The organism is Pseudoalteromonas piscicida, assembly GCF_000238315.3.
Taxonomy (GTDB): Bacteria; Pseudomonadota; Gammaproteobacteria; order Enterobacterales; family Alteromonadaceae; genus Pseudoalteromonas; species Pseudoalteromonas piscicida.
Genome location: NZ_CP011924.1, coordinates 1614022 through 1637681, shown reverse-complemented (window position 1 = coordinate 1637681; position 23660 = coordinate 1614022). Strand labels below are relative to the sequence as shown.

Genomic DNA, 23660 nt, shown 5'->3' with positions numbered 1-23660 from the left:
CTTAAGTTAAGTGTAATTGGTGTTGCCTTCTATTTCACACATCAGCATAAATAGCCGTAACTCTAGCTCAAGTTGATGATAGTGGGGCTCCATATGCTGACAAAGCTTATAAAAGGCCTTGTTATGGTCTTTCTCTTTAAAGTGCGCTAACTCGTGTACAACCAATGCTCGTAGTACCGCCTCGGGAGCGTGTTTTAACTGTGCTGCGATGTGTATTTGGTGCGACGTTTTTTGTTTTTGCCCGTGCCGTGTGGTTTTGAACGTATGTGTTCCTAACGCATTCAATACCATGTTGTTACGCTTTTCAAACTTGGCCTGCGATACCCGTGGGGTATTTTTTAAGTACTGTTGTCTTAATCCTTCCACATATTCGTAAAGTAGCTTATCGCTTTTGATTTGATGCGGCTCGGGATAGCGGCTTTTGAAAAAGGCACTGAGTCGCTTGTTCTCTATTAGCTGAGTGACTTGAGTCTGGACTTGCTCTGAGTAGTTTAAAAAATAGGGATGGGACATTAAAACAGCGCCTCTTGCTTTGCTTCTTTTTCAGCGGGGAATGGATTGCTTACTTGATGATGTATCTCTAAATCAGCGATAAATTGTCTTGCTAAAAATGGTGCATCAAAATTGTCTGCGGTATGGAAAAACACATAAGGTGATTTACCTTCGCTGAGCCATTGATTAAGTTTAGTTAACCAAGGTTGATAAAAGTCTCTATTAGACTCAAGCTGAGAGCAACCAACAAATCGCAGAATAGGGCTGTCTCCAGTGGCAATAGCATGCACAGGTAATCGCGGCTTTTTTTGCTGTGCATCTACTATCGCAGGGGTACTGGCAGGCTCGCTAAAGAGTGCGCGAGTATCCATCACGATGCGGTTGTAGTTATTTTCGATTAAATATTGGTTGTATCTGCGCTCAGCATCGCCTTTGCGATAAAAGTCCCAATGCCGTACTTCAACACCAACAGTTAGCGCTTTGGGCAACCAAGATAGAAATTGTCGCATTTTATTTTTATGTTCAGGCGCAAACTGTGCAGGTAATTGCAGCATTAACACGCCTAATTTAGGAAACAGCGGCGCCATGTTTTTACACCAAGTCAATAATTCATCTTGGCAGTGGCTAAGTGCCATTTCATGACTAAAACGCTTAGGAATTTTAAACGTAAAGCGAAAGTCATCGGGCACTTGTTCTAGCCATTTTAATACGGTCTGCGGATTTGGATCGGCATAAAAAGTCGTATTGCCTTCAACGCTATTAAAAATTTGGCCATACTCTTTGAGCATATTTGTAGCACTACAATGGCTGGAAAATACTCGACCTTTCCAGTGTGTGCTACTCCATTGTGGGCAACCCAGATACAACATAGTGATCAAAACAACGATTAAATGTGTGAATAGTGTATCAGATCCTTAGATTGAGGATGACAATGCAGCGTATTTTTATATAATTGGCGGTTATTGAAAATGAGTCTTAGCGACTGGCTTACCAATACTGTGAATTCATATTGTGTGGTGAGAAGTGATTAGTCGTAAGAGCAAACTGGACTGACAGGAATTTTATGCGCTCTATATACTGCGGAAAACTAAATAAGAGCCATGTAGATCAGGAAGTTGAACTATGTGGTTGGATCAATAAACGTCGTGACCTTGGCGGCCTAATCTTTGTCGATTTAAGAGATAGAGAAGGGCTTGTGCAAGTGGTATTCGATCCTGAAGTGGAAGGCTTAATGGATAAAGCGAATACGTTGCGCCAAGAATTCTGTGTTCAGATCAAAGGTGTTGTCCGTGCGCGTCCTGAAAGCCAAGTAAACAAAGACATGGCAACCGGTGAAGTTGAGATCTTAGGCACTGGCTTAACCATTATCAACCGTTCAGAACCATTACCGCTTGACTTCAATCAGCAAAACTCTGAAGAGCGTCGTCTTAAATACCGTTATTTAGACCTACGTCGTCTAGAAATGAGCGATCGCATTAAGATGCGTGCTAAAGCGAGTAGCTTTGTGCGTCGTTTCTTGGATGAAAATGCATTCTTAGACATTGAAACGCCAGTACTAACTAAAGCAACACCTGAAGGTGCACGCGACTATCTAGTACCAAGTCGTGTTCACAAAGGCAGTTTCTATGCGCTACCGCAGTCGCCGCAGCTATTTAAGCAGCTGCTAATGATGTCTGGTTTTGACCGTTACTATCAAATCGTAAAGTGTTTCCGTGATGAAGACTTACGTGCCGATCGCCAGCCTGAGTTCACTCAGATAGATATCGAAACGTCATTTATGAGCTCAGATCAAGTTCGTGGCGTGACAGAAAAAATGATCCGTGAAATGTGGCAGTCTTTCCTAGAAGTTGATTTGGGTGAGTTCCCTGTGATGCCATACAGCGAAGCGATGAGCAAATATGGTTCGGATAAACCAGACCTACGTAACCCGCTTGAGCTTATCGACGTTGCAGACATCGTAAAAGGTGTTGAATTTAAAGTACTAAGCGGCCCTGCGAACGACGAAAAAGGTCGTGTTGCAGTACTATCAGTACCTGGTGGCGCACAACTTTCACGTAAGCAAATCGATGAATACACTAAGTTTGTAGGTATTTACGGTGCGAAAGGCCTTGCCTGGATGAAAGTGAATGACCGTGATGCGGGTATCGAAGGCGTACAGTCACCAATCGCTAAGTTCTTGAATGAAGAAGTGATCAATGCACTGCTTGAGCGCACAGGCGCAAACACAGGTGACATTATTCTATTCGGCGCAGACAAGCGTAATACTGTAAACGAAGCCATGGGCGCGCTACGTCTGAAGATTGGTCTTGATTTAGAAATCACGGATCTAACTAAGTGGGCACCACTTTGGGTTGTTGACTTCCCGATGTTCGAAGAAGACGATGAAGGTAACCTACACGCGGTACACCACCCGTTTACTGCGCCTAAAGGCGTAAGTGCTGCGGACCTTGAAGCAAATCCAGCAGGAACACTTTCTGATGCCTACGATATGGTACTTAACGGCTACGAAGTCGGTGGCGGTTCGGTTCGTATTCACAACAACGAAATGCAACAGGCGGCGTTCAGAATTCTAGGTATTGAAGAGTCTGAGCAGCAAGAGAAGTTTGGTTTCTTACTCGATGCTCTGAAGTATGGCACGCCTCCGCACGCAGGTTTGGCATTCGGTCTTGACCGTTTGGTGATGCTACTGTGTGGCACCGACAACATCCGTGACGTTATTGCGTTCCCGAAAACAACGCAAGCGTCGTGCTTGATGACGGATGCGCCAAGCCCTGCAAACCCAGATGCGCTAAAAGAGCTTGCTATCTCAATAGAAAAGCAGCTAGCAGAACAAGGTGAAGGCGAGTAAGTTCGTCAACCGAATGTAAAAGAGGCGACTTAGGTCGCCTTTTTTGATCAGATGAACTAGCTTATAACTGGTAATCTATACAGTATTTTGGCATTATAACCAAAAAACCAAGAGACGATGCATTTGGCTGTCATTTTAGGAATTGATCCGGGGTCAAGATTTACAGGCTATGGTGTGATTGCTCACCAAGGTGCAAAGTTCCAATATTTGGGGAGCGGTTGCATTAAAGTTGGTGAACATGACTTTCCCACTCGATTAAAAATTATCTATCAAGGGATCACACAGCTCATAGAGCAGTTTTCGCCGAGCGACTTTGCGATTGAGCAAGTGTTCGTTGCGCATAATCCAAGCTCAGCCTTAAAACTTGGTCAAGCGCGAGGTGCGGCCATTGTTGCAGCGACCATGCAGTCAGTGGTTGTGAGTGAATATTCGGCAAGGCAAGTTAAACAAGCTGTTGCGGGTACCGGTGGTGCAGACAAAGCCCAAGTACAGGAAATGGTAAAGCGCATACTAAAATTGCCTGGCACACCCCAAGCTGATGCTGCAGATGCGTTGGCGGTGGCGATTTGTCACGCGCACTCAAGGCAAAACTTAATAAAAATGGCAGGTGCAGCGCGTAAAACCGTAAGAGGAAGGTTGAGATAACCATGATAGGAAAATTAAGCGGAACACTGTTAGAAAAGCAGCCACCAGAGATATTAATTGATGTTGCAGGTGTAGGTTATGAAGTACAAATGCCTATGACTTGTTTTTATGAATTACCGAGTGTGGGCGAGCCGGTTTCAGTATTTACTCACTTTGTAGTACGTGAAGATGCGCAGTTACTGTTTGGTTTTAATACCAAGATCGCACGTGCATTGTTTAGAACGTTAATTAAAGCAAACGGAGTCGGTCCAAAGCTCGGACTTGCAATTTTGTCTGGCATGTCTGCAGAGCAATTTGTTAGCTGCGTGAATCATGGCGATGCAACTACTTTGGTTAAGATCCCTGGAGTTGGTAAAAAGACCGCTGAGCGCCTAGTGCTTGAAATGAAAGATAAGCTAAAAGATTTTGGCAATGACTTACTCACACCGTTTAGCGATGCTGCTGTACTTGCGCCGCAAGAGCATCCGACGGTAAGCGATACCCCAGCAGATGAAGCGATTGCAGCCTTAATGGCATTAGGGTATAAACAAGTTCAAGCACAAAAAGCGGTAAAAGCCGTAAACAGAGAAGGCATGACGACCGAGAGTATCATTAAAGACGCTCTTAAATCGATGATGTAACTATGATTGAAGCAGATAGATTAATTGAACCTGAGATCCAAGGTAATGAAGATTTAGTTGATAGGGCGATTAGACCTAAATTACTAAATGATTATACTGGTCAGCCGCATGTCAAAAAGCAAATGGAAATTTTTATAGCGGCGGCACGTTCAAGACAGGAAGCCTTAGATCACTTGCTGATATTTGGTCCACCGGGTTTAGGTAAAACCACGCTTGCGAACATTGTCGCAAACGAGCTTGAGGTTAATATTAAAACTACCTCAGGACCTGTGCTTGAAAAAGCAGGGGATTTAGCCGCGTTGCTCACGAACCTTGAAGAAGGGGATGTGTTATTTATTGATGAGATCCATCGTTTAAGCCCTCAGGTGGAAGAAATTCTCTATCCTGCTATGGAAGACTATCAATTGGACATCATGATTGGTGAAGGCCCAGCTGCACGCTCGATTAAACTGGATTTACCGCCTTTTACTTTGGTTGGCGCAACGACACGTGCTGGCTCATTAACCTCACCATTGAGAGACCGCTTTGGTATTGTGCAGCGCTTGGAGTTTTACTCGGTTGCGGACTTGTCTTCGATTGTGACCCGCTCAGCGTATCATTTAAATCTAGAGATCAGCGAGTCGGGTGCAACTGAAGTGGCGCGTCGTGCACGCGGTACACCACGAATAGCAAATCGTTTACTACGCAGGGTAAGAGACTTTGCTGAAGTGAAGGGCGATGGCTCTATCACTGAAGAGATTGCGCACTTAGCGTTGGATATGGTCGATGTTGATAAATGTGGCTTTGATTATATGGACCGCAAATACCTGCTGGCAATCATAGAAAAGTTTACCGGTGGCCCGGTTGGTCTGGATAACCTTGCTGCGGCAATTGGAGAAGAAAAAGAAACCATCGAAGATGTGATAGAACCATTTTTGATCCAGCAAGGCTTTATTCAACGCACGCCAAGAGGACGTATTGTCTCTGACAAAGCTTATATGCACTTTGAGCTAAGTAAGCCAGAATAATTCAAGCAGGGTAACGAACACCTTTATTCTTCATAGCCGAGTATTCACTCGGCTATTTCATTTCTACACTCGCTTATCGCAAATCACGTGTGCATAAATCCATTATTTTGTATCCGCTCAATTCAAGCAAGATTCATTACTGCTGAAGTAATTTACCTGAGCTTCGGATAATTAATGCCTTTCTAGCAGCCAGTTTCAGCGCTAACTGCGTTGAATTTACTTCCAATAGCCTGCTATTGGTGCGTAAATTCGCCTAGTTTCCCCTAAAACTTTCTGGCTAGACAAGGAGGTAAATTAAGTTTCCCCTTAACAACAAGGAGTGAGAACCTTTCTTATCCAAATCTCAGGTAAATTTATCTCGACCTGTGTGGGCTATACGTTGCTTAAACTATTTGTAGATTGTCTCGTCCTTTAAACCAAGTGCTAAATAAAAACCGCAAAATGACCGAGTGTTAAAGAAAACGTGGATCGTAATAAGGAGCTTGCACCAAATTTCAGGCAAAAAAAAGCCCGCAAATAATGCGGGCAAAACAACAAGTTGAAGGAAGTAATCCAGGGAACAAGATGAGTTACTTTGGGTTTTATCCACAAAATGCGTCATCTTAGCAATACGAAAAATCAGAATCCTATTGCAAGTAACTGTGCTTTGCTGAAACTTCAGCTGCTCGCTCAGTACAGGGTGTATATTAAAGAGGTTTTGGTTTTTCATCAAACTAGAAAAATTCTTTTTTCAGATAAAAAAAACTAATACCAGAATTTTTTTTGAGGTTAAAAAGTGAGCTTAAACGTGGCGATGTATTTATGTAAGTTTATGTAAAATATGGTTTTGTATGTTAAATGCGCAAAATGTAAATATTAGATAATCTGTTGTTAATTGGTAAGACCAATCTGTTTTTTGAGGTTTTATTCTCTATTTGTGCATAAAACTCCTATTTTATGCAGTTTTGGGTCATATTTAGAGGCTGTGATGGAGATTGTCGAATTTGCTTAAGTTTGGGTAAAGCAAAGGGAGTTACACTGTTTTGCTCTATTTATCGTCAAATACAATGAATTCGCAGTATTGAGATTGTAAGGTATTTGTAGTGTGGTTAAACTAGCTGAACCTTTTGGTAGTAAATCTAGTCTATCTCTAGATATTGCTCGGTAGAGCGCAAGAATATAAATGGCTACCATTGCCGAAACACTTTTGGGAGTATAATAACGTGGAATCGGGACTAAATTTTGTCGATCTAATTTTAAAAGCCAGCTTTTTGGTACAACTTGTTATGTTGACCCTGGTGGGATTGTCTATTGCTTCTTGGGCAATTATTTTTCAACGTAAAACCGTCATTTCTCAAGCCCAAAGCCAATCAAAGAATTTCGAGCAAAAATTTTGGTCCGGTATGGATCTTAGCAAACTCTATAATGAAATAGCTGCAAGGACTGGTAGTGCGTCGGGACTAGAAGCGTTATTTGTATCCGGCTTTAAAGAGTTTGCAAAGCATAAAAAAGGCAATATCCAATCTCCTTCAATTGTTGTTGAAGGTACTCACCGTTCAATGCGTGTCGCGCTTTCTCGTGAAATTGAAAAGTTAGAATCAAGCCTTTCTTTTTTAGCAACAGTTGGCTCTATCAGTCCTTACATCGGTCTATTTGGTACCGTTTGGGGGATCATGAATGCTTTCATCGCGCTCGGCGAAGTGAAACAAGCGACGCTGCAAATGGTTGCACCAGGTATTGCTGAGGCGTTGATTGCAACAGCCATGGGTCTGTTTGCGGCAATTCCAGCGGTTATGGCGTATAACCGATTTGCTAAAAATGTAGAAAAGCTAGAAACTCAGTACATTAACTTTATGGAAGAGTTCGCTAATATTCTTTATCGTCAGGCTGCAACACAAGTAGAGGCAAAACAAAATGTATCAGCGTAAGAGACGTCGTCCCGTCGCGGAGATCAACGTCGTTCCTTATATTGATGTTATGTTGGTGCTGTTAATCATCTTTATGGCAACGGCTCCACTTATCCAGCACGGCGTAAAAGTAGACTTACCTCAGATGGAAGAGTCTGAATTGGTTGAAACCAAAGACTCGCCACCGATTATTGCCACCATTGACGCTGAAGGTCGCTATTTTGTGACTGTTGGTACGGATCCTGAAGCACCAATGGATGCAGTAGAAGTAGCTGCGGTAATTAAACTTAAGTTAGAACAAAATCCAGATACCCCTGTAATGATTAAAGGTTCAGGCAGAGTGTCGTATCAAGAAGTACTTTATTTAATGGATTTCTTGAAAAAAGCGGGTGTTCCTTCTGTTGGCCTAATGACTAAATCATTTGAGGATGAGTAATGAGTTCATTATCTAGCAGCGTAGTTAAGTCAGTATTGCTTCATGGCGCAATTGGCGGTCTGCTATTTGCTACGGCAAATTTTCAAGTTGATACACCTACTGTGATGGAAGTCACCTTAAATCCACAGCAAAAAGATCAAAAGCCTGAAAGGGCCGTTTCTGCGGTGTCGGTTGATCAGCAAGCGGTTGAGAAAAAGATTGCGGATTTAAAAAAGCGTGAAGAAGAAAAGCAAGCTGCTGAAGATCGCCGTATTCGCGATCTTGAACAGCGTGCGCAGCAAGCTAGAAAAGACCGTGAAGCCGAAGCGCGGCGCATTAAAAAGCTGGAGCAAGAGCGTCAAGCTAAGTTGGAAGAGACTCGCCAAGCTGAGGCGCAAGCCAAACGCGCTCGTGAAATAGAGAAAAAGCAACGTGAGCAGGCTGATAAAGCGAGAGCTGAGAAAGCTGCTGCGGAAGAAGCGGCTAAAAAAGCTGCGGCCCAGCGCCAAGCTGAGGAAGATCGCTTAAGAAAGGCCGAAGAGGCGAGGAAACGTCGCGAAGCTGAGGAAAAACGAAAAGCGGAAGAAGCGGAGCGTCAACGCCAAAAGGCACTTGAAGAACAAATGCTTCGTGACCAGCTTGCTAAGGAGCAGGCAGCAAGAGCGAAGATCCGTCAACAGCAAGTATTGAGCGAAGTGGATAAGTTTAAAGCACTTATCATGCAACGCATTCAAGCAAACTTGCTTATCGATGAAACAATGAAAGGTAAACAATGCCGAGTAAACATTCGTCTAGCCTTTAACGGCCTTGTGACGCATGTAGAGTCATTGGGCGGCGATAAACTAGTTTGTGAAGCTGCTATCCGTGCTGTGAAAATGGCAGATACTTTACCTGTTTCTAAAGATAAAGACGTGTTTGAGCAGCTTAAGAATATCAATTTAACAATTAAACCAAATTTTTAAAGGACGAACATGCTAAAGAAGTTCACAACCTTATTGCTGGTTTTTACTCTGGGTGTATCACAGTTTGCGCAAGCCGCACTTGAAATTGTGATAACAGAAGGGGTAGACAGTGCCAGACCTATCGCAATTGTACCATTTAAATATAATGGCACTGGTGAAATGCCGTCGAGTTTAAGTGACGTTATTTCTGCAGACTTGATGCGCAGTGGTAAATTTAAGCCTGTTGCCGAGGCTGACATGCCTCAATTGCCAACAACTGACTCGGAAATCGACTACGCTGCATGGGTTGATGCCGGGGTTGAAGCGGTAGTTGTAGGCACCGTGACCCAGCAATCTGCTGGGCGTTACTTGGTAAAGTATGAACTGATTGACGTGATCAGAGCACAGCTTACCGGTGGTGAAACTCGCATTATGTCAAATGGTCGCTTAATGCAAAGCGATGACCATGTGCTTGAAGGACGGCAAAGTATTGTCAGCGGTACTGGCTTTAGAAACTATGCGCACCAAATTAGTGATGTAGTATATGAAGCCTTAACAGGTGAAAGAGGCGCATTTAGAACTAAGATTGCCTACGTTATCGTACGTGACGGCCAAGATAAACCATACCAATTGGTTGTTGCCGATTATGACGGTTACAACGAGCAGGTGTTATTGCGCTCCAAAGAGCCGTTAATGTCTCCTGCATGGTCGCCGGATGCAAACAAGCTTGCGTACGTGACTTTTGAAAATCGCCAATCGCAAATCTACATTCAAGATATTTACACCGGAAAACGCGAACTGATCACGAGTCACCCAGGTATTAATGGCGCGCCACAGTTTTCTCCTGATGGAACTAAATTACTTGCAGTACTCTCTAAGGATGCAGGTGGAGCGACAGAAGTATACCTAATTGACCTGAAAACTCGTCAAGAAACACGCTTAACTCGTCATCGTAGTATAGATACTGAGCCTTCTTGGCATCCAAACGGTCAAGAAATTGTGTATACATCTGAAAGGGGTGGTAATGCTCAGATTTATAAGTTAAATTTAAAAACTGGTAGGTCTAAGCGAGTTACGTTCGACGGCGACATGAACTTAGCAGGTTCGATCACGCCAGATGGTAAACGTCTGATTATGGTTAACCGTACGCTGGGCCGTTACCACATTGCGAAAAAAGAATTAGATTCCGGGCTGTTTCAAGTGCTAACTCGTACGAGACTAGATGAGTCTCCGAGTATTGCACCAAATGGTTCGATGATAATATACAGCACCTTGCACAATAATAAGCAGGTATTGGCATTGGTGTCTATGGATGGTCGTTTCAAGGCAAGGTTACCTGTCTTGGACGGTCAAGTTAAGGCACCAGCCTGGTCGCCGTTTTTACAGTAATTTTGCTGGTTAGATTTATAAAGATATAGGAATATACTCGATGCAACTTAACAAAACTCTAAAAGCCTTAATGGTCGCGTTGCCAGTGATGACACTTGCAGCATGTAGCTCATCTTCAAGTGTTGATGAGGGCGCGGCTAGCGAAAGCAACCAAGCGGCAACCACACAGGACAACACTGTTGACGTAAACACTATGTCTCGCGAGAAATCTGCTGAAGAAAAACTACGTGAGAAATATGAAGCCCTACGTCAAGAACAGATCGTTTACTTCGATTTCGATAAATCTACTATCCAGAGCAAATATGCTGAACTACTTCAAGCGCACGCTGATTTCCTAGTGAAAAACTCAAGCGTAAAAGTACTTGTTGAAGGTCACGCTGATGAGCGTGGTACGCCAGAGTACAACATCGCACTAGGTGAAAGCCGTGGTAAGTCAGTTGCTAAATACCTTCAAAGCCTTGGTGTTTCTGACAGCCAAATCTCTGTAGTGAGCTATGGTGAAGAAAAACCAATGATTAAGTCACGTACAGAAGAAGCGTTCGCTAAGAACCGTCGCGCGGTATTAGTGTACTAAGAAAGAGTTATTATGAAGCCGAATACTATTTTGGCAGCATTCTTACTCATGAGCGGGAGCGCCCAAGTTTGGGCTGCTCCCGCTCCTGTTTCAGAAGCTGCAAATTCAAATCAAACACTAGAAGAACGTGTCTCTCAACTTGAGAGTATGATGAGAACCCGCAATTTGCTGCAGGCTGAGTTACAGCAACAGCTTAATCTTTTGCAAGAAGAAGTAAGCCAAGTGCGCGGTGTGACAGAAGAGCAGAGCTATAAGCTTGAAAAAGTGCTACAACGTCAACGTGAGTTGTATCAAGAGATTGAAAATCGCGTCAGTCAAGCTTATGACCAGTCACAATCCACCGCAGCCGCGGTAACGCCTGATGTTACGCCAGAGCAAGCATTCAGCAGTAATCTGTCTGAGAATGAAGCGTACGACCGTACAGTAAACATGATAATGAAGGATAAGCGCTACGATGCAGCGATCCCTGAGTTTCAAAGTTTCTTGCAGCAGTATCCAAATTCGGTGTATGTGCCGAACGCGCATTACTGGTTGGGTCAGCTATTCTTAATAAAGTCTGACGATGGTAAAGCTAAGTCTCATTTTGCAACCGTTGTTGATAATTTCCCTGAATCGAATAAACGTCCAGAAGCGATGTTAAAGCTGGGTACTATTTTACATAAACAGGGACAAGCCGCAGAAGCGAAGACGCTCCTTAATAAATTGATTAAAGAGTATCCAAGTACGACTCCTGCAAAATTGGCAACAGAGCGTTTAGCGAAGATGTAATTATCACTTTTTGAGCTGAGTGACTTAAAATTAGGCGCTTAGTCATAAAAAGTGAAAAAAACTAGCTATTTCAGTTGCACTCAAAATTTAAATAAGTATTATAAGCGCCCGCAGCAGGCGATTGGTAACAAAAAACTGCTGCGTTAAGTGGGTCATTAGCTCAGTTGGTAGAGCAGTGGACTTTTAATCCATTGGTCGATGGTTCGAGTCCATCATGACCCACCACTTTACAAGCTTCAGAATTCATATTTGAGCGGGTCATTAGCTCAGTTGGTAGAGCAGTGGACTTTTAATCCATTGGTCGATGGTTCGAGTCCATCATGACCCACCACTTTATAAGCTTGCGAATTCGATTTTGAGCGGGTCATTAGCTCAGTTGGTAGAGCAGTGGACTTTTAATCCATTGGTCGATGGTTCGAGTCCATCATGACCCACCACTTACAAGCACATGAATTCAATTTTGAGCGGGTCATTAGCTCAGTTGGTAGAGCAGTGGACTTTTAATCCATTGGTCGATGGTTCGAGTCCATCATGACCCACCACTTACAAGCACATGAATTCAATTTTGAGCGGGTCATTAGCTCAGTTGGTAGAGCAGTGGACTTTTAATCCATTGGTCGATGGTTCGAGTCCATCATGACCCACCACTTATAAGCTTGCGAATTCGATTTTGAGCGGGTCATTAGCTCAGTTGGGTGAAAAAAGACCGAAGCAACGCTTCGCAGCTTTTTGAACGCGAGTCAGGACGACGAGCCGGAACACCTCTTCAGGATGAATCAATGGCACTTTTAATGCTTGAGCGGGTCATTAGCTCAGTTGGTAGAGCAGTGGACTTTTAATCCATTGGTCGATGGTTCGAGTCCATCATGACCCACCACTTAAAAGCATACGAATTCAATTATGAGCGGGTCATTAGCTCAGTTGGGTGAAAAAAGACCGAAGCAAGGCTTCGCAGCTTTTTGAACGCGAGTCAGGACGACGAGCCGGAACACCTCTTCAGGACGAATTAATGGCACTTTTAATGCTTGAGCGGGTCATTAGCTCAGTTGGTAGAGCAGTGGACTTTTAATCCATTGGTCGATGGTTCGAGTCCATCATGACCCACCATCCTCTTATTCTTCATATATTATTCAAAATACTTTCTTAAACTCGCCATTTTGAGTTAAACATTCGCTAGGATTACCCCTGTATTTTTCGTATAATTCTACCTAATTATGCAATGTGGACTAGTGGTCGAGAAATGAGTCTAGCTGAACGTATTATGCCGGAAGATTATATCTTCCCTCCAAAACCTGCCCCTCTTACCGTTGAAGAAAAAGCAGAGTATAAAGCGCGTATCAAAGCGCTATTAGTTGAAAAAAATGCGGTACTGGTTGCCCATTATTATACTGATCCTGAGATCCAAGCACTTGCTGAAGAAACTGGCGGCTGTGTTGCTGATTCATTAGAAATGGCACGGTTTGGCGCTAAGCAAGAAGACAAAGACATGATCATCGTCGCCGGCGTGCGCTTTATGGGCGAAACGGCAAAAATATTAACACCGCACAAAACCGTTGTGATGCCAACACTCGAAGCAACTTGCTCGTTGGACGTAGGTTGCCCTATCGACGAGTTCTCTGCGTTTTGCGATCAACACCCAGACAGAAAAGTGGTGGTATACGCCAATACCTCAACTGCGGTAAAGGCCAGAGCGGACTGGATCGTCACCTCTTCTTGCGCGCTTGAGATTGTTGAGCACCTTGATGAGCAAGGCGAAAAAATCATCTGGGGTCCGGATAAGCACTTGGGTTCTTATATCCAAAAGAAAACGGGTGCCGATATGATCATGTGGAACGGTGCGTGCATCGTTCATGATGAATTTAAAACCAAAGCCCTTAAAGACATGAAGCAGCTACATCCTGACGCTGCGGTACTGGTCCACCCTGAGTCTCCTGCGGAAATCATAGACTTAGCGGATGCGGTAGGTTCAACGAGTCAGTTAATTAAAGCTGCGCAAGAAATGGATAATCAGAAGTTTATCGTTGCTACCGATCGCGGTATCTTCTACAAAATGCAGCAACTTTGCCCTGAGAAAGAGTTCTTCGAAGCACCAACCGCTGGTGAAGGCGCGACATGTCGTAGCTGTGCCCATTGCCCTTGGATGGCAATGAACGGCCTACAGGCAATTGAAGAAGCGCTTATCAGCCCACAAGGCAAAGAAGTCTTCGTTGATATGGAATTGCGTGAAGGCGCACTACGTTCGCTAAATCGCATGCTAGATTTTTCTGCATCCTTGCAGAAATAGTAGGATTAATAGACAAATAGATCCTAAAAGCAAAAAACTGCTTGATAAAGTGCGAGGCTTTTCATAGTATTAGCCCCGCAATTCAGTGCGGAGAGATGGCTGAGTGGCTTAAGGCGCACGACTGGAACTCGTGTATACGTTTATAGCGTATCGAGGGTTCGACTCCCTCTCTCTCCGCCATTCCTTCTTTATTCAAATCAATCACCTACTAAAAGCTGCTCGTACTTTTGGGGACATTCTGGGGATATGAAAGCCCTAGACTTCTTTTTATTTCCTAAATACAGCGCATTTTCAAAAACCCTTCTGGTTTACGTCATTTCTATTTAAAAATATCTTTGTTTGTGCAATTTAGCCTTAGATTATCGGTTGGAGTCGTCAAAGGCATAGTCATACAAATTTGCGGTGGGGTGACCAGAGATTTTCTTGTAAGTAAATGTAATTGATGATCTAGTCAAACTTAGGTGTAATGGACACATAATAGACGCTGAGCAATGCAGCGAAAGGTTAAATAATAGCTAAGCTGATTTAAACTAGCTAAGTGAGCTGGAGCTTCTAAAGCCTATTCTTTACAAGTAAAGCCATAGTGTAAACAACGTTAACCCTGAGACACCGGGTAGCTAAAAGCTCAGTCTAACATGCGATCATGCAACACAAACATTGTCGCATAAATACGAAATATGTACTATGAAAGAAGTAGACTGTATAGATTAAGCAATTAGAACTACAAAACTGAGTGTTTCTATAAGGTTAATTAAAAGTAAGTCTTTATTTTTAAGGAGAGCTCATGAATAGGCTAGAAAAAATATATGACAGTTGGATGCTAGAGGCTGATGATGAAAGCGGTCGTTTGTTTTATGAGCCTCCCTGGCTAAAGAGGGTTAAAGATGGCAAAGCTATATTCTTGATCGGGCGGAAAGGCACTGGAAAGACTGCTATTGTAGAACATATAAAGAGTTTGAAAATTAATAGCTGCTCAAAACACTTAACTTTTTCAGATTATCCGATTGAAAATCTGAGGGGGTACTCAGATATTAATGCGCCATCTGGGTTCCAGTATACTCTTTTATGGGAACTCCTCATATATAGTAGTCTATGTAAGTTGCTTCTTAAAAATAGTAATCTTGATTCAAAAGTTAGGAAGCAGTTAAATGACATCTGCCCTCAGGAAACTGAACCGCTATACGAGCAAATACAATCAGTGATTAGAAAGGGGTTTTCTGCGACCCTCCCCACTGGATTTGGATCTATTGGTGGATCTAAATCTGAAGAGAGAAATTTTGCTGGCAAAGATATACGTTTAGTAAGAGATTTTTTAAAGTCAACATTTTATCGCGAAGCTGGCAAAGATATGAGCTATTATGTGCTGTTTGATAGTCTTGACATAGGGTTTAATAATATCTCTCCCGATATAAGCGACGAGGATAACCGAACATACTTCTCAATGTTAGCTTGTCTGTTTCGAGTTGCGAAATCGGTTAAGTCTGAATCTGAAAGGCAAGGGTTGAAAGCATACCCGATGGTTTTTATATTAAAAGAAATTTATTCACAAGTCAGAGATAATGATAAGAACAAGTGGCGGGATGTAAGTATAGAGCTCGAGTGGAGAGTCGACACTTTGCAAGAAATGCTAGCTCATAGAATAAATAAGACTTTGGATATATCTGGGGAGTGTAGCTTCAGTGAGAGTTGGTTTTCAATTTTTAAAAATGAAAGTATTGAAACTGGGAAGAATTATAATGGCACCGTGACTAAATCAACTATTTGGGACTTTATTACAACAAGATCTTATAGAAGACCCAGAGACTATGTAGTTTTCATCAAAGAATGTTGTAAGGTTGAGGTCGAAAAAGGTAATAATAAAATATCCGCTAATACAGTGGCTAACACGGCTAAAAAATACTCCGAAATATTCATTGATGAATTGCAAGACGAACTAGGTCAAAAGATTCCGGGCTTAAAGAAAGTACTTTCCATATTTTCTGAATTGGGGAGGAAAACGTTCCACTGTGAGGACTTCATATCCATATACGAATATCGAGTTGAAACGGGAAAGATATCCAAATCCGAGTGCCATTATGACTCTGATGAATTGATAGATGTATTCTTTGAAAACAGTATCATTGGTAATAGTGGAAGGGGAGAGAAGAAAAGAAAATTTCGGTTTGATAGCGAATTTAACTCTCTTAATAGAGAAGAGCTAATATGCGTCCATATGGGGTTGGAAGAGAAACTTCTCGAAACTAATTCTGGGAAGCGCTCAAGGAGTCAGATAGAACTTGACTTAATACCGAACCTGATTAGCGATATAAAGATATATTTGGATGAGCATGTTGAGGACTCGAGAGTACATGAGAAGTTTAGTTTGCTATCTAAAACATTAGCAATACATATAGATGATTCAGTGGTTCACAAGGAATATTTTTACATTCGAAAATCGCTGAATGGTCTAGATTTACTTGTAAAAAATAATGTAACTGATCGAGCCGAAAAGAAAAGGCTAATGGAAGCAATAAGATGCGCGCATGGCTACGAGCTTAATTACAAGTAGAAACAAGATATCAATGGCATAGTAGAGAGTATTTATATGAATAAGTGTGATTACCAAGGGATACTGACGGTATAAGTACCAAGCGATTTTGACGTAATCACACTATCAATGTTGCCGAGTTTCGGCAAGTTTTGCTAACCGTAACGCAGTAGTATTCATATTTTCTCTTAGCCAGATATTGCGAACGCCGCTGGCATGTATATCGACGTTTCTTTCAGACTTGAGCAGTCGTGACACTTTGGATTGTCCCATGTGTGGGTTAGCCAGTGAGAATTCGATGACGACTTCCTCAATAGCTCTGTCAGTACGATTTTTGTGGTGAAGATTTGGCGTTTCCTGACGTTTTAACGATTCGATCCCACTTTGTTTTATCAGCTTACGATGGCGGTAAATAGTATCGCGGGAGACACCACTTAGGCGGGAAGCTTCTGCCACATTTCCTAGCTTGTCAGCCAGAGCCAATACATCAAGCTTCTTCTGGATCTCATAGTCTTCAGAGGATTGCTTATCAGGCTCCTTGACTTCGGTTACCTGTAGTTTTCGCCCAGCGAAGTACGCATCGAATCGCTTATTTTTACCCGTACGAATTTCAATTTTCTGGCTAGCGATTGAGTGCTTAAGCGGTGAGTCGATGAAGTAGAATTTTCCCCTGAAGCTAAACGTATGGTCGTTGCGGATCTTCCGGTAGGCCTTGGTGATGCAGATATCATCAAGATTGATGTAGCGTGATACAGAAGTATATTCGGTGTTTGATGTGTAACTCCCCCAAAAAATGAAACAGTTCATAAGTAGAATTTTCCATTAACTAAAATAGGAAAATTTACGATGAGAAAAAGCAAGTTCACCGAAACTCAAATTGTCAGCATGATCAAAGAAGCTGAGGCGGGTATTCCTGTGCCTGAAATCTGCCGTAAACACGGTATCGGCCAAAGTACATTTTACAAATGGCGCTCAAAGTATGGTGGTATGGAAGCGTCTGATGTTAAACGCCTCAAAGAGCTTGAAGAAGAAAACCGTAAGCTAAAAGATATGTTTGCAACGCTTAGCCTAAAGCACTCGATGCTTGAGGATATCATCGCAAAAAAGCTGTAAAAACAAGTAGGCGCAGAGCTTGGGTAGAGCATTTAAGAGCTCAATTTAACGTCAGCGTCGCATTTGCTTGTGAAGTGGCAGGGCTAAGCCGCTCAGTTTTTTATTACAAACATAAACGGCCGTTAGATGATGAAGTTATCGACGCATTACTTGCGCTGGTAGAGCGCCATCCTAGGTGGGGGCTGCCTAAGCTATTCAAAAGGCTTCGTAATAAAGGTAAGTCGTGGAATAAAAAGCGTGTTGAACGCGTTTACAGCATGCTAAAACTAAACTTGAGACGTAAAGGAAAGCGCCGTGTTCCAACAAGAACACCTGAACCATTAAGTGCACCGACACAACATAATGAATCGTGGTCAATGGACTTTATGAGTGACGCATTAATCTATGGACATCGTTTTAGAACACTGAATGTGCTGGATGATTTCAACCGACAAGCACTGGCGATTGAGGTCGATACAAGCTTAACTTCTGCACGAGTCATTAGAACGCTACAACAAATTATTGCTTGGCGAGGAAAACCAAAGCAGATTAGAGTGGATAATGGTCCAGAATTTACTTCAACGGTACTCGAAGATTGGGCAATGAAAAATGACATCAAGTTGGAATTCATAGAGCCTGGCAGTCCTTACCAAAATGGTTTTGTGGAAAGGTTTAACCGAAGTTATCGTGAAGAAGTGCTCGATTTATACTTGTTTGAGTCACTGCAAGAAGTACGTGAAATCACAGATGAGTGGTTAGATATTTATAATTATGAGCGACCACATGATTCACTTGGCGATATGACACCAATTGGTTATCTTGAGGCTGCATAAAATTCTACGAAATAGCTGTACTAAATTGGGTGGAGTTACACAAGAAATTAAGGAGCAAGAAATCCGCAAATTACTAGAGAAAATAATTCAGTCTGAAATCAATAAAACGGAAGATTTGGAGAAAAAAATTGTTCTGGAAAATGGTGCAGAAATTGATATGACAGATGTTGTAAAAATTGATTCACATCCGAATTTTTCTGAAAAGAGAGCTTAATTATGTCTGAAAGCAATGATTCTATATCAAAACTACTGGCACTTATTAGTGAAGGAAAAAACCAAGAAAAAATTGTAAAAACAGAGTCGATCCAAGATGATGATTTAATTAAGCAATTTTTAATAAAGAAGATGAATGCATCGGAGAATCTGAGTAAAGAGGATAAAGTTGATCTGTTATGTAAAAGATATAAGACATTTCTAGACAAATACACCTTCGAAGTAGGTATGCTGGTAAGTTGGAAGCAGGGTCTAAAAAATAAGGGTGTAGTTGCTTATGGAGAGCCCGCGATTGTTGTAGATTACTTGGCAGAGCCTATTTTTGATGAAGAGAGAGGTGCTGGATCTCCATATTTTATGGAACCATTAGACTTGGTTCAGGCATTCTTGGATGAAGATAATGATTTTATGATTTTTTACGCAGACTCTAGACGGTTTATGCCTTATCGGACATAACAATCGGCTGCACAGCTACCGATTTTTCGCCGCTTCGCGGCTCCAAACCGGCGCGTGAGCCGAGCGTTGAAGATCTGCTTTGGCACAGAGCCGTCCTTTCGGCTCTAACTCATTTCTGTCCGTGCGACTTGAAGTCGTATGAAGCGCTGTTCACCGCGATAAGAGTGGACCGTCTGTATCACCAGATGACCCTATGGCTCTGAATAAAGCAGCGAGCCAGACAATGTAACAAAGCCAATGGGCGGGAAACAAATCGTGAGAGGAGTTTCTTCCTGATAACCACAATCGGGTAAGTGCTAGGGAATCAGTATGATGAACGTATGTGAATCCATGTAAGGTGCGTTATACGATAAGCAGCGGAAGTGGTTTATACGCTGTAGCCAAACGGCAACGTGAGTAGGAAAGAGATTGGACAGTGCTTTTTCGTGATCGATAGGCTCACCGCACTATAGTAGGCATCTAACCTGATATTGCGCGACATGCGGAACAAGATAAGCCTGTATTTCTCCCTATGGGAAAGTAACCTGTAATTGGTTATCTTGAGGCTGCATAAAATTCTACGAAATAGCTGTACTAAATTGGGTGGAGTTACACAAGAAATTAAGGAGCAAGAAATCCGCAAATTACTAGAGAAAATAATTCAGTCTGAAATCAATAAAACGGAAGATTTGGAGAAAAAAATTGTTCTGGAAAATGGTGCAGAAATTGATATGACAGATGTTGTAAAAATTGATTCACATCCGAATTTTTCTGAAAAGAGAGCTTAATTATGTCTGAAAGCAATGATTCTATATCAAAACTACTGGCACTTATTAGTGAAGGAAAAAACCAAGAAAAAATTGTAAAAACAGAGTCGATCCAAGATGATGATTTAATTAAGCAATTTTTAATAAAGAAGATGAATGCATCGGAGAATCTGAGTAAAGAGGATAAAGTTGATCTGTTATGTAAAAGATATAAGACATTTCTAGACAAATACACCTTCGAAGTAGGTATGCTGGTAAGTTGGAAGCAGGGTCTAAAAAATAAGGGTGTAGTTGCTTATGGAGAGCCCGCGATTGTTGTAGATTACTTGGCAGAGCCTATTTTTGATGAAGAGAGAGGTGCTGGATCTCCATATTTTATGGAACCATTAGACTTGGTTCAGGCATTCTTGGATGAAGATAATGATTTTATGATTTTTTACGCAGACTCTAGACGGTTTATGCCTTATCGGACATAACAATCGGCTGCACAGCTACCGATTTTTCGCCGCTTCGCGGCTCCAAACCGGCGCGTGAGCCGAGCGTTGAAGATCTGCTTTGGCACAGAGCCGTCCTTTCGGCTCTAACTCATTTCTGTCCGTGCGACTTGAAGTCGTATGAAGCGCTGTTCACCGCGATAAGAGTGGACCGTCTGTATCACCAGATGACCCTATGGCTCTGAATAAAGCAGCGAGCCAGACAATGTAACAAAGCCAATGGGCGGGAAACAAATCGTGAGAGGAGTTTCTTCCTGATAACCACAATCGGGTAAGTGCTAGGGAATCAGTATGATGAACGTATGTGAATCCATGTAAGGTGCGTTATACGATAAGCAGCGGAAGTGGTTTATACGCTGTAGCCAAACGGCAACGTGAGTAGGAAAGAGATTGGACAGTGCTTTTTCGTGATCGATAGGCTCACCGCACTATAGTAGGCATCTAACCTGATATTGCGCGACATGCGGAACAAGATAAGCCTGTATTTCTCCCTATGGGAAAGTAACCTGTGAGGTTGCCGATAGTTGTGCAGGTAAAGGAGGTTGGAAAAAGCCAATGCTGCGTTGTAATGATGCAGATACAGATTTTATCTGGCACGAAAGTGAGCCCACTTCCAACTGGTCTCCCGTTGCAAGATGATTTGAAGAACTTTATTTATGAGGATACGCAAATGATGACTTCGCTTGAAGTTAGTGCCTCTTCAGACAAAAGCGAATGGCAATCCATTAACTGGAAGGCTATTGAGCAAAATGTGTTAAAGCTTCAGATGCGCATTGCAAAGGCAATTCGAGAAGGTAAAGCGAAAGCGTTGCAATGGTTACTGACTCACTCTAAGTCAGCAAAGTTACTTGCTGTCAGACGAGTATCACAAAACAAAGGTAAACGAACAGCAGGTATTGATGGCATCATTTGGAATTCTGATGCACAAAAACTTGCGGCAGTTAACCAATTGAGTAGAAAAGGTTACAAGGCCAAACCGCTCAGACGCATTTATATCCCCAAGAAAAACGGCAAACTCAGACCCCTTGGTATTCCTTGCATGATAGACAGAGCGCAACAGGCGTTACATCTTCTCGCCTTGGAGCCAATATCTGAAACCATTGCCGACCCAAATAGCTACAGGTTTCGACCGAATCGCAGCACCGCTGACGCAATTGCACAATGTTTTAAGTGTTTATGCAAACCAAGCTCAGTGCAATGGGCCTTTATTGAATATGTCGAAAACTATCATGACGGAGAGTTCAACCAGCTAACGGCAGAGAAAATACATGACGTATTTGCGGCGCAAATGTAGAGTATGTCAACTAAGTTGCTGAAGGTTTTTCTACGGCAGCAAATTCTCAAAAAATGTGATGTTAGAAGATAAGGAAAGTTTAATGAGGCGAGTTAAGGTCTATTACCAACATCGTGACGGTGGCACTGAGCTCATCAATTATGAAAAAGAATTACAATCTTATCGTGAGGCTTGGAATGTAATTGATCATTACCCTTGGGACAAAGAATTGGAATTGTTCGAGGAGTTTGGTGAAGGTGGCGGGTTGTTTTTTATACTTGGCGATGAAGGCGGTAAGTGCGCGTCTTACCAATTGACACCAATAGAAAATAACCGCGGATTACTGACTTTGGATGTTGTGTCTAAGCCAGCTACTTTTGGACTCTTTGGTGGTAAATCTGCTTCAGTCGATTTTGAGCTCGTCTCAATTCCAGAGGCTAAAAATCATATAAAAGCGCTATTTGAATACTCAATTGATTCTCTGTACGAAAAATATCGAAAGTAACAGTGTTGTATGAAAAGTATCCGTAGATATCAATTCCGGTGATTCATTTATTTTGGGCTTGTTCTCGTTGTATACTCTGCCTTATATATCAAACGGCGTGTGGCACGTTTCAACGGGAAATAAAAGGATGTATCAATGAATAGACTTGGCATACTAATTGGTTTGTTATTTTGTTGTAGCTATTCAATCGCTCAGCCCCAGCCGCAAGCAATCAGAATTTACAATAACCCTTCTCAAGGTGTTCAAACCGAAAGCCGTGTATTTTCCTATCTGCAAAGCCAATTAACTCAGTTTGAGATTATACAGTCTGATGCCAGTGTTGACCGTGCGCTTAAAAATATTGCAGGAGGTGAAGGGGAGTGCGTTAGAAACTTAGTTGTGAATAAAGCGCGCAGTAAAACATTGCTATTTTCTGAGCCGACCACTTATTTTTTGGGGTTACAAGTTTTTGCTGCACCCTCAGTGCAATTGTTGTCTACACAAACCGAGCAAAACCTAGAGACATTGTTAACGAGTCATCCCAAATGGTTGTTGGGCGTAGAAAAAGAGCGCTCATATGGTGATATTGCCGATGCCATGATACAGCAGACGCCGCCAGATCAGCTCTACGTGAAAGAAGGCAGCGAAAACGAAGCACAAATGTATTCTATGTTGATGAGCAAGCGTTTTGAGTTGCTGCTTGAATACCCCTCGGTTATTGCATACCACGCGAAAGACGCATCAGAAAAACCCGTACCAATTGCGGTTAGTGGTTTTGCTCCATTTATCACGGGGCATATCGCTTGTCGGGATACATCCGTTACACGGAGGTTTTTAGCGGCGGTTAATTCTGTATTGGCGGGCTTGACGGTGGATGAGCGCTTTATTAATTGGCATCTCGAATACATAGACAAGAGTTTACACAATATGTTTAAACAGCAATTTAGCCAAGCGCAAAGCCCTCGGCTTTAAACAGAGACTTCCAATAACCTATCCGCCAGCGCATTTAGGTGTGAGCTATCGCACTGTGTCGCTGCATAAGTTCGGATACCATATACAGACATAATAAAGAAACGGGCCCTCTTAGTGGCTTCATCTTCACTTAATGCTTCATTATCAGGCCAAGCTATTAAAAACTGTTGCCTGATCAGTGATTCAAATTGGTGCAAGTTAGCGCTGAGTGCCGTTTGAATTTCTGCATCCTGCTCGCCAATTTCATTGAGCGTTTTGGTGAGCAAACACACTTTCTTTGATTCGTCGCCTAAACATTCACCGACAAGATCTTGTAAGAATCGCTCAAGTGCACAGCGAAGACTGGTGCTGTTTTCGAATAGCTTTTGATAATGCACTCGTCGGTCTGCTTGATATTGATCTATGGCGGCTAATAGCAAACCTTTTTTATTTTTGAACGCACAGTAGATAGAGCCCGGATGGAGTCCGGTTACTTCGGTCAGTTTGGGCATACTGGTTTTGTTGTAGCCATAAGTCATAAATGCTTGCATGGCATTTCTCAGTACGGTTTCTCTATCAAACTCTGCTGTTCTCATCGATTTCCTAAGTGCACCAAATGTGTTTAAACGTCGCCATTATATCAATACTTCACTCCTATTTTTGATAACAATGAAAAAAATGTAAAGGTTTAACTTGAATAACGATTCAAGAATCCCTATCTT

Annotated in this window: 23 protein-coding genes, 8 tRNA genes and 1 pseudogene; 28 read left to right on the top strand and 4 right to left on the bottom strand. The window is 42.4% G+C overall.

What is annotated here, in order from left to right:
• Positions 1–6 precede the first annotated feature (6 nt).
• Entirely contained in the window at positions 7–513 is a 507-nt protein-coding gene (locus PPIS_RS07520; RefSeq protein ID WP_010377577.1) for a M48 metallopeptidase family protein, read from the bottom strand.
• Positions 513–1280, bottom strand: coding sequence for a DUF72 domain-containing protein (locus PPIS_RS07515; protein ID WP_010377579.1), 768 nt, complete (start codon positions 1278–1280; stop codon positions 513–515). Before PPIS_RS07515 ends, PPIS_RS07520 begins: the two co-directional genes overlap by 1 nt.
• Before the next feature lie 275 nt (positions 1281–1555).
• Between PPIS_RS07515 and aspS the strand changes: the two genes are divergently transcribed.
• The 20 genes from aspS (at position 1556) to PPIS_RS07410 (ending at position 16417) form a co-directional block, all read left to right on the top strand.
• A complete protein-coding gene (gene aspS / locus PPIS_RS07510) occupies positions 1556–3340 on the top strand; it encodes an aspartate--tRNA ligase (RefSeq protein ID WP_010377581.1) in 1785 nt (594 codons plus the stop codon).
• Between the two features lie 123 nt (positions 3341–3463).
• Positions 3464–3985, top strand: coding sequence for a crossover junction endodeoxyribonuclease RuvC (ruvC, locus tag PPIS_RS07505; protein WP_010377583.1), 522 nt, complete (start codon positions 3464–3466; stop codon positions 3983–3985).
• Between the two features lie 2 nt (positions 3986–3987).
• Positions 3988–4605 (top strand): Holliday junction branch migration protein RuvA, encoded by a 618-nt coding sequence (ruvA, locus tag PPIS_RS07500; protein ID WP_010377584.1) that lies wholly within the window; start codon positions 3988–3990, stop codon positions 4603–4605.
• A 2-nt stretch (positions 4606–4607) separates the two neighbouring features.
• A complete protein-coding gene (gene ruvB, locus PPIS_RS07495) occupies positions 4608–5612 on the top strand; it encodes a Holliday junction branch migration DNA helicase RuvB (protein ID WP_010377587.1) in 1005 nt (334 codons plus the stop codon).
• A 1202-nt stretch (positions 5613–6814) separates the two neighbouring features.
• Positions 6815–7519: a protein TolQ gene (tolQ, locus tag PPIS_RS07485; RefSeq protein WP_010377591.1), complete on the top strand. Its 705-nt coding sequence runs from the start codon at positions 6815–6817 to the stop codon at positions 7517–7519.
• Positions 7506–7934 (top strand): protein TolR, encoded by a 429-nt coding sequence (gene tolR / locus PPIS_RS07480; protein WP_010377593.1) that lies wholly within the window; start codon positions 7506–7508, stop codon positions 7932–7934. The genes tolQ and tolR overlap by 14 nt, the downstream gene beginning before the upstream one ends.
• Complete coding sequence (gene tolA, locus PPIS_RS07475; RefSeq protein WP_010377595.1) at positions 7934–8875, top strand: cell envelope integrity protein TolA; 942 nt, start codon at positions 7934–7936, stop codon at positions 8873–8875. Before tolR ends, tolA begins: the two co-directional genes overlap by 1 nt.
• A 9-nt stretch (positions 8876–8884) precedes the next feature.
• A complete protein-coding gene (tolB, locus tag PPIS_RS07470) occupies positions 8885–10243 on the top strand; it encodes a Tol-Pal system beta propeller repeat protein TolB (protein ID WP_010377596.1) in 1359 nt (452 codons plus the stop codon).
• Positions 10244–10283: 40 nt separating this feature from the next.
• The gene (gene pal / locus PPIS_RS07465; protein ID WP_010377598.1) at positions 10284–10817 is read left to right on the top strand and encodes a peptidoglycan-associated lipoprotein Pal; all 534 of its coding nucleotides are present in this window, start codon (positions 10284–10286) and stop codon (positions 10815–10817) included.
• A 12-nt stretch (positions 10818–10829) separates the two neighbouring features.
• On the top strand, positions 10830–11585 hold the full coding sequence (ybgF, locus tag PPIS_RS07460) for a tol-pal system protein YbgF (RefSeq protein ID WP_010377599.1): 756 nt from the start codon (positions 10830–10832) through the stop codon (positions 11583–11585).
• A gap of 149 nt (positions 11586–11734) precedes the next feature.
• Positions 11735–11810: transfer RNA gene (locus PPIS_RS07455), tRNA-Lys, on the top strand.
• A gap of 30 nt (positions 11811–11840) precedes the next feature.
• Positions 11841–11916: transfer RNA gene (locus PPIS_RS07450), tRNA-Lys, on the top strand.
• Positions 11917–11946: 30 nt separating this feature from the next.
• A tRNA-Lys gene (locus PPIS_RS07445) sits at positions 11947–12022 on the top strand.
• Between the two features lie 29 nt (positions 12023–12051).
• A tRNA-Lys gene (locus PPIS_RS07440) sits at positions 12052–12127 on the top strand.
• Between the two features lie 29 nt (positions 12128–12156).
• Positions 12157–12232, top strand: a tRNA-Lys gene (locus tag PPIS_RS07435).
• Between the two features lie 154 nt (positions 12233–12386).
• Positions 12387–12462 (top strand) — tRNA-Lys (locus tag PPIS_RS07430).
• A 154-nt stretch (positions 12463–12616) separates the two neighbouring features.
• Positions 12617–12692: transfer RNA gene (locus tag PPIS_RS07425), tRNA-Lys, on the top strand.
• A 133-nt stretch (positions 12693–12825) separates the two neighbouring features.
• Positions 12826–13869 carry a quinolinate synthase NadA gene (gene nadA / locus PPIS_RS07420; protein ID WP_010377601.1) on the top strand — a complete coding sequence of 348 codons (1044 nt, stop codon included), beginning with the start codon at positions 12826–12828 and terminating at the stop codon, positions 13867–13869.
• 89 nt (positions 13870–13958) lie between these two features.
• Positions 13959–14049, top strand: a tRNA-Ser gene (locus PPIS_RS07415).
• 604 nt (positions 14050–14653) lie between these two features.
• Positions 14654–16417 (top strand): P-loop ATPase, Sll1717 family, encoded by a 1764-nt coding sequence (locus PPIS_RS07410; RefSeq protein WP_010377604.1) that lies wholly within the window; start codon positions 14654–14656, stop codon positions 16415–16417.
• Between the two features lie 105 nt (positions 16418–16522).
• Here the strand turns inward: PPIS_RS07410 and PPIS_RS07405 are convergent, their stop codons facing one another.
• Positions 16523–17203 (bottom strand): helix-turn-helix domain-containing protein, encoded by a 681-nt coding sequence (locus tag PPIS_RS07405; protein ID WP_010377606.1) that lies wholly within the window; start codon positions 17201–17203, stop codon positions 16523–16525.
• A 39-nt stretch (positions 17204–17242) separates the two neighbouring features.
• Between PPIS_RS07405 and PPIS_RS07400 the strand changes: the two genes are divergently transcribed.
• From PPIS_RS07400 to PPIS_RS07365, 8 genes and pseudogenes are all read left to right on the top strand, one after another.
• Positions 17243–18321 (top strand): IS3 family transposase gene (locus tag PPIS_RS07400; protein WP_145957329.1). Its coding sequence is split into 2 segments (ribosomal slippage): positions 17243–17495 and positions 17495–18321, totalling 1080 coding nucleotides; the frame shifts between segments, so codons are not numbered across the junction.
• 25 nt (positions 18322–18346) lie between these two features.
• Positions 18347–18535, top strand: coding sequence for a hypothetical protein (locus PPIS_RS07395; protein WP_019647611.1), 189 nt, complete (start codon positions 18347–18349; stop codon positions 18533–18535).
• A 2-nt stretch (positions 18536–18537) separates the two neighbouring features.
• Positions 18538–18990 carry a hypothetical protein gene (locus PPIS_RS07390; RefSeq protein WP_010379149.1) on the top strand — a complete coding sequence of 151 codons (453 nt, stop codon included), beginning with the start codon at positions 18538–18540 and terminating at the stop codon, positions 18988–18990.
• 578 nt (positions 18991–19568) lie between these two features.
• A complete protein-coding gene (locus tag PPIS_RS07385) occupies positions 19569–19757 on the top strand; it encodes a hypothetical protein (RefSeq protein WP_019647611.1) in 189 nt (62 codons plus the stop codon).
• 2 nt (positions 19758–19759) lie between these two features.
• Entirely contained in the window at positions 19760–20212 is a 453-nt protein-coding gene (locus tag PPIS_RS07380; RefSeq protein ID WP_010379149.1) for a hypothetical protein, read from the top strand.
• Between the two features lie 688 nt (positions 20213–20900).
• Positions 20901–21414 (top strand): annotated as a pseudogene (locus PPIS_RS07375) (reverse transcriptase N-terminal domain-containing protein); the annotation flags it as partial.
• Between the two features lie 192 nt (positions 21415–21606).
• The gene (locus tag PPIS_RS07370) at positions 21607–22008 is read left to right on the top strand and encodes a hypothetical protein (RefSeq protein ID WP_010379145.1); all 402 of its coding nucleotides are present in this window, start codon (positions 21607–21609) and stop codon (positions 22006–22008) included.
• Between the two features lie 135 nt (positions 22009–22143).
• On the top strand, positions 22144–22959 hold the full coding sequence (locus PPIS_RS07365; protein WP_010379143.1) for a hypothetical protein: 816 nt from the start codon (positions 22144–22146) through the stop codon (positions 22957–22959).
• Here the strand turns inward: PPIS_RS07365 and PPIS_RS07360 are convergent.
• The gene (locus PPIS_RS07360) at positions 22956–23534 is read right to left on the bottom strand and encodes a TetR/AcrR family transcriptional regulator (RefSeq protein WP_010379141.1); all 579 of its coding nucleotides are present in this window, start codon (positions 23532–23534) and stop codon (positions 22956–22958) included. The genes PPIS_RS07365 and PPIS_RS07360 overlap by 4 nt on opposite strands.
• Positions 23535–23660: the final 126 nt, after the last annotated feature.

Excerpts from the sequence above, each read along its gene's own strand:
- ruvA (WP_010377584.1), top strand. The coding sequence starts at position 3,988 with ATGATAGGAAAATTAAGCGGAACACTGTTAGAAAAGCAGCCACCAGAG.
- nadA (WP_010377601.1), top strand. The coding sequence starts at position 12,826 with ATGAGTCTAGCTGAACGTATTATGCCGGAAGATTATATCTTCCCTCCA.
- aspS (WP_010377581.1), top strand. The coding sequence starts at position 1,556 with ATGCGCTCTATATACTGCGGAAAACTAAATAAGAGCCATGTAGATCAG.
- PPIS_RS07390 (WP_010379149.1), top strand. The coding sequence starts at position 18,538 with ATGTCTGAAAGCAATGATTCTATATCAAAACTACTGGCACTTATTAGT.
- tolR (WP_010377593.1), top strand. The coding sequence starts at position 7,506 with ATGTATCAGCGTAAGAGACGTCGTCCCGTCGCGGAGATCAACGTCGTT.
- PPIS_RS07370 (WP_010379145.1), top strand. The coding sequence starts at position 21,607 with ATGAGGCGAGTTAAGGTCTATTACCAACATCGTGACGGTGGCACTGAG.
- ruvB (WP_010377587.1), top strand. The coding sequence starts at position 4,608 with ATGATTGAAGCAGATAGATTAATTGAACCTGAGATCCAAGGTAATGAA.
- tolA (WP_010377595.1), top strand. The coding sequence starts at position 7,934 with ATGAGTTCATTATCTAGCAGCGTAGTTAAGTCAGTATTGCTTCATGGC.
- PPIS_RS07405 (WP_010377606.1), bottom strand. The coding sequence starts at position 17,203 with ATGAACTGTTTCATTTTTTGGGGGAGTTACACATCAAACACCGAATAT.
- PPIS_RS07380 (WP_010379149.1), top strand. The coding sequence starts at position 19,760 with ATGTCTGAAAGCAATGATTCTATATCAAAACTACTGGCACTTATTAGT.
- PPIS_RS07520 (WP_010377577.1), bottom strand. The coding sequence starts at position 513 with ATGTCCCATCCCTATTTTTTAAACTACTCAGAGCAAGTCCAGACTCAA.
- pal (WP_010377598.1), top strand. The coding sequence starts at position 10,284 with ATGCAACTTAACAAAACTCTAAAAGCCTTAATGGTCGCGTTGCCAGTG.
- PPIS_RS07365 (WP_010379143.1), top strand. The coding sequence starts at position 22,144 with ATGAATAGACTTGGCATACTAATTGGTTTGTTATTTTGTTGTAGCTAT.
- PPIS_RS07515 (WP_010377579.1), bottom strand. The coding sequence starts at position 1,280 with ATGCTCAAAGAGTATGGCCAAATTTTTAATAGCGTTGAAGGCAATACG.
- ybgF (WP_010377599.1), top strand. The coding sequence starts at position 10,830 with ATGAAGCCGAATACTATTTTGGCAGCATTCTTACTCATGAGCGGGAGC.
- PPIS_RS07360 (WP_010379141.1), bottom strand. The coding sequence starts at position 23,534 with ATGAGAACAGCAGAGTTTGATAGAGAAACCGTACTGAGAAATGCCATG.
- tolB (WP_010377596.1), top strand. The coding sequence starts at position 8,885 with ATGCTAAAGAAGTTCACAACCTTATTGCTGGTTTTTACTCTGGGTGTA.
- PPIS_RS07410 (WP_010377604.1), top strand. The coding sequence starts at position 14,654 with ATGAATAGGCTAGAAAAAATATATGACAGTTGGATGCTAGAGGCTGAT.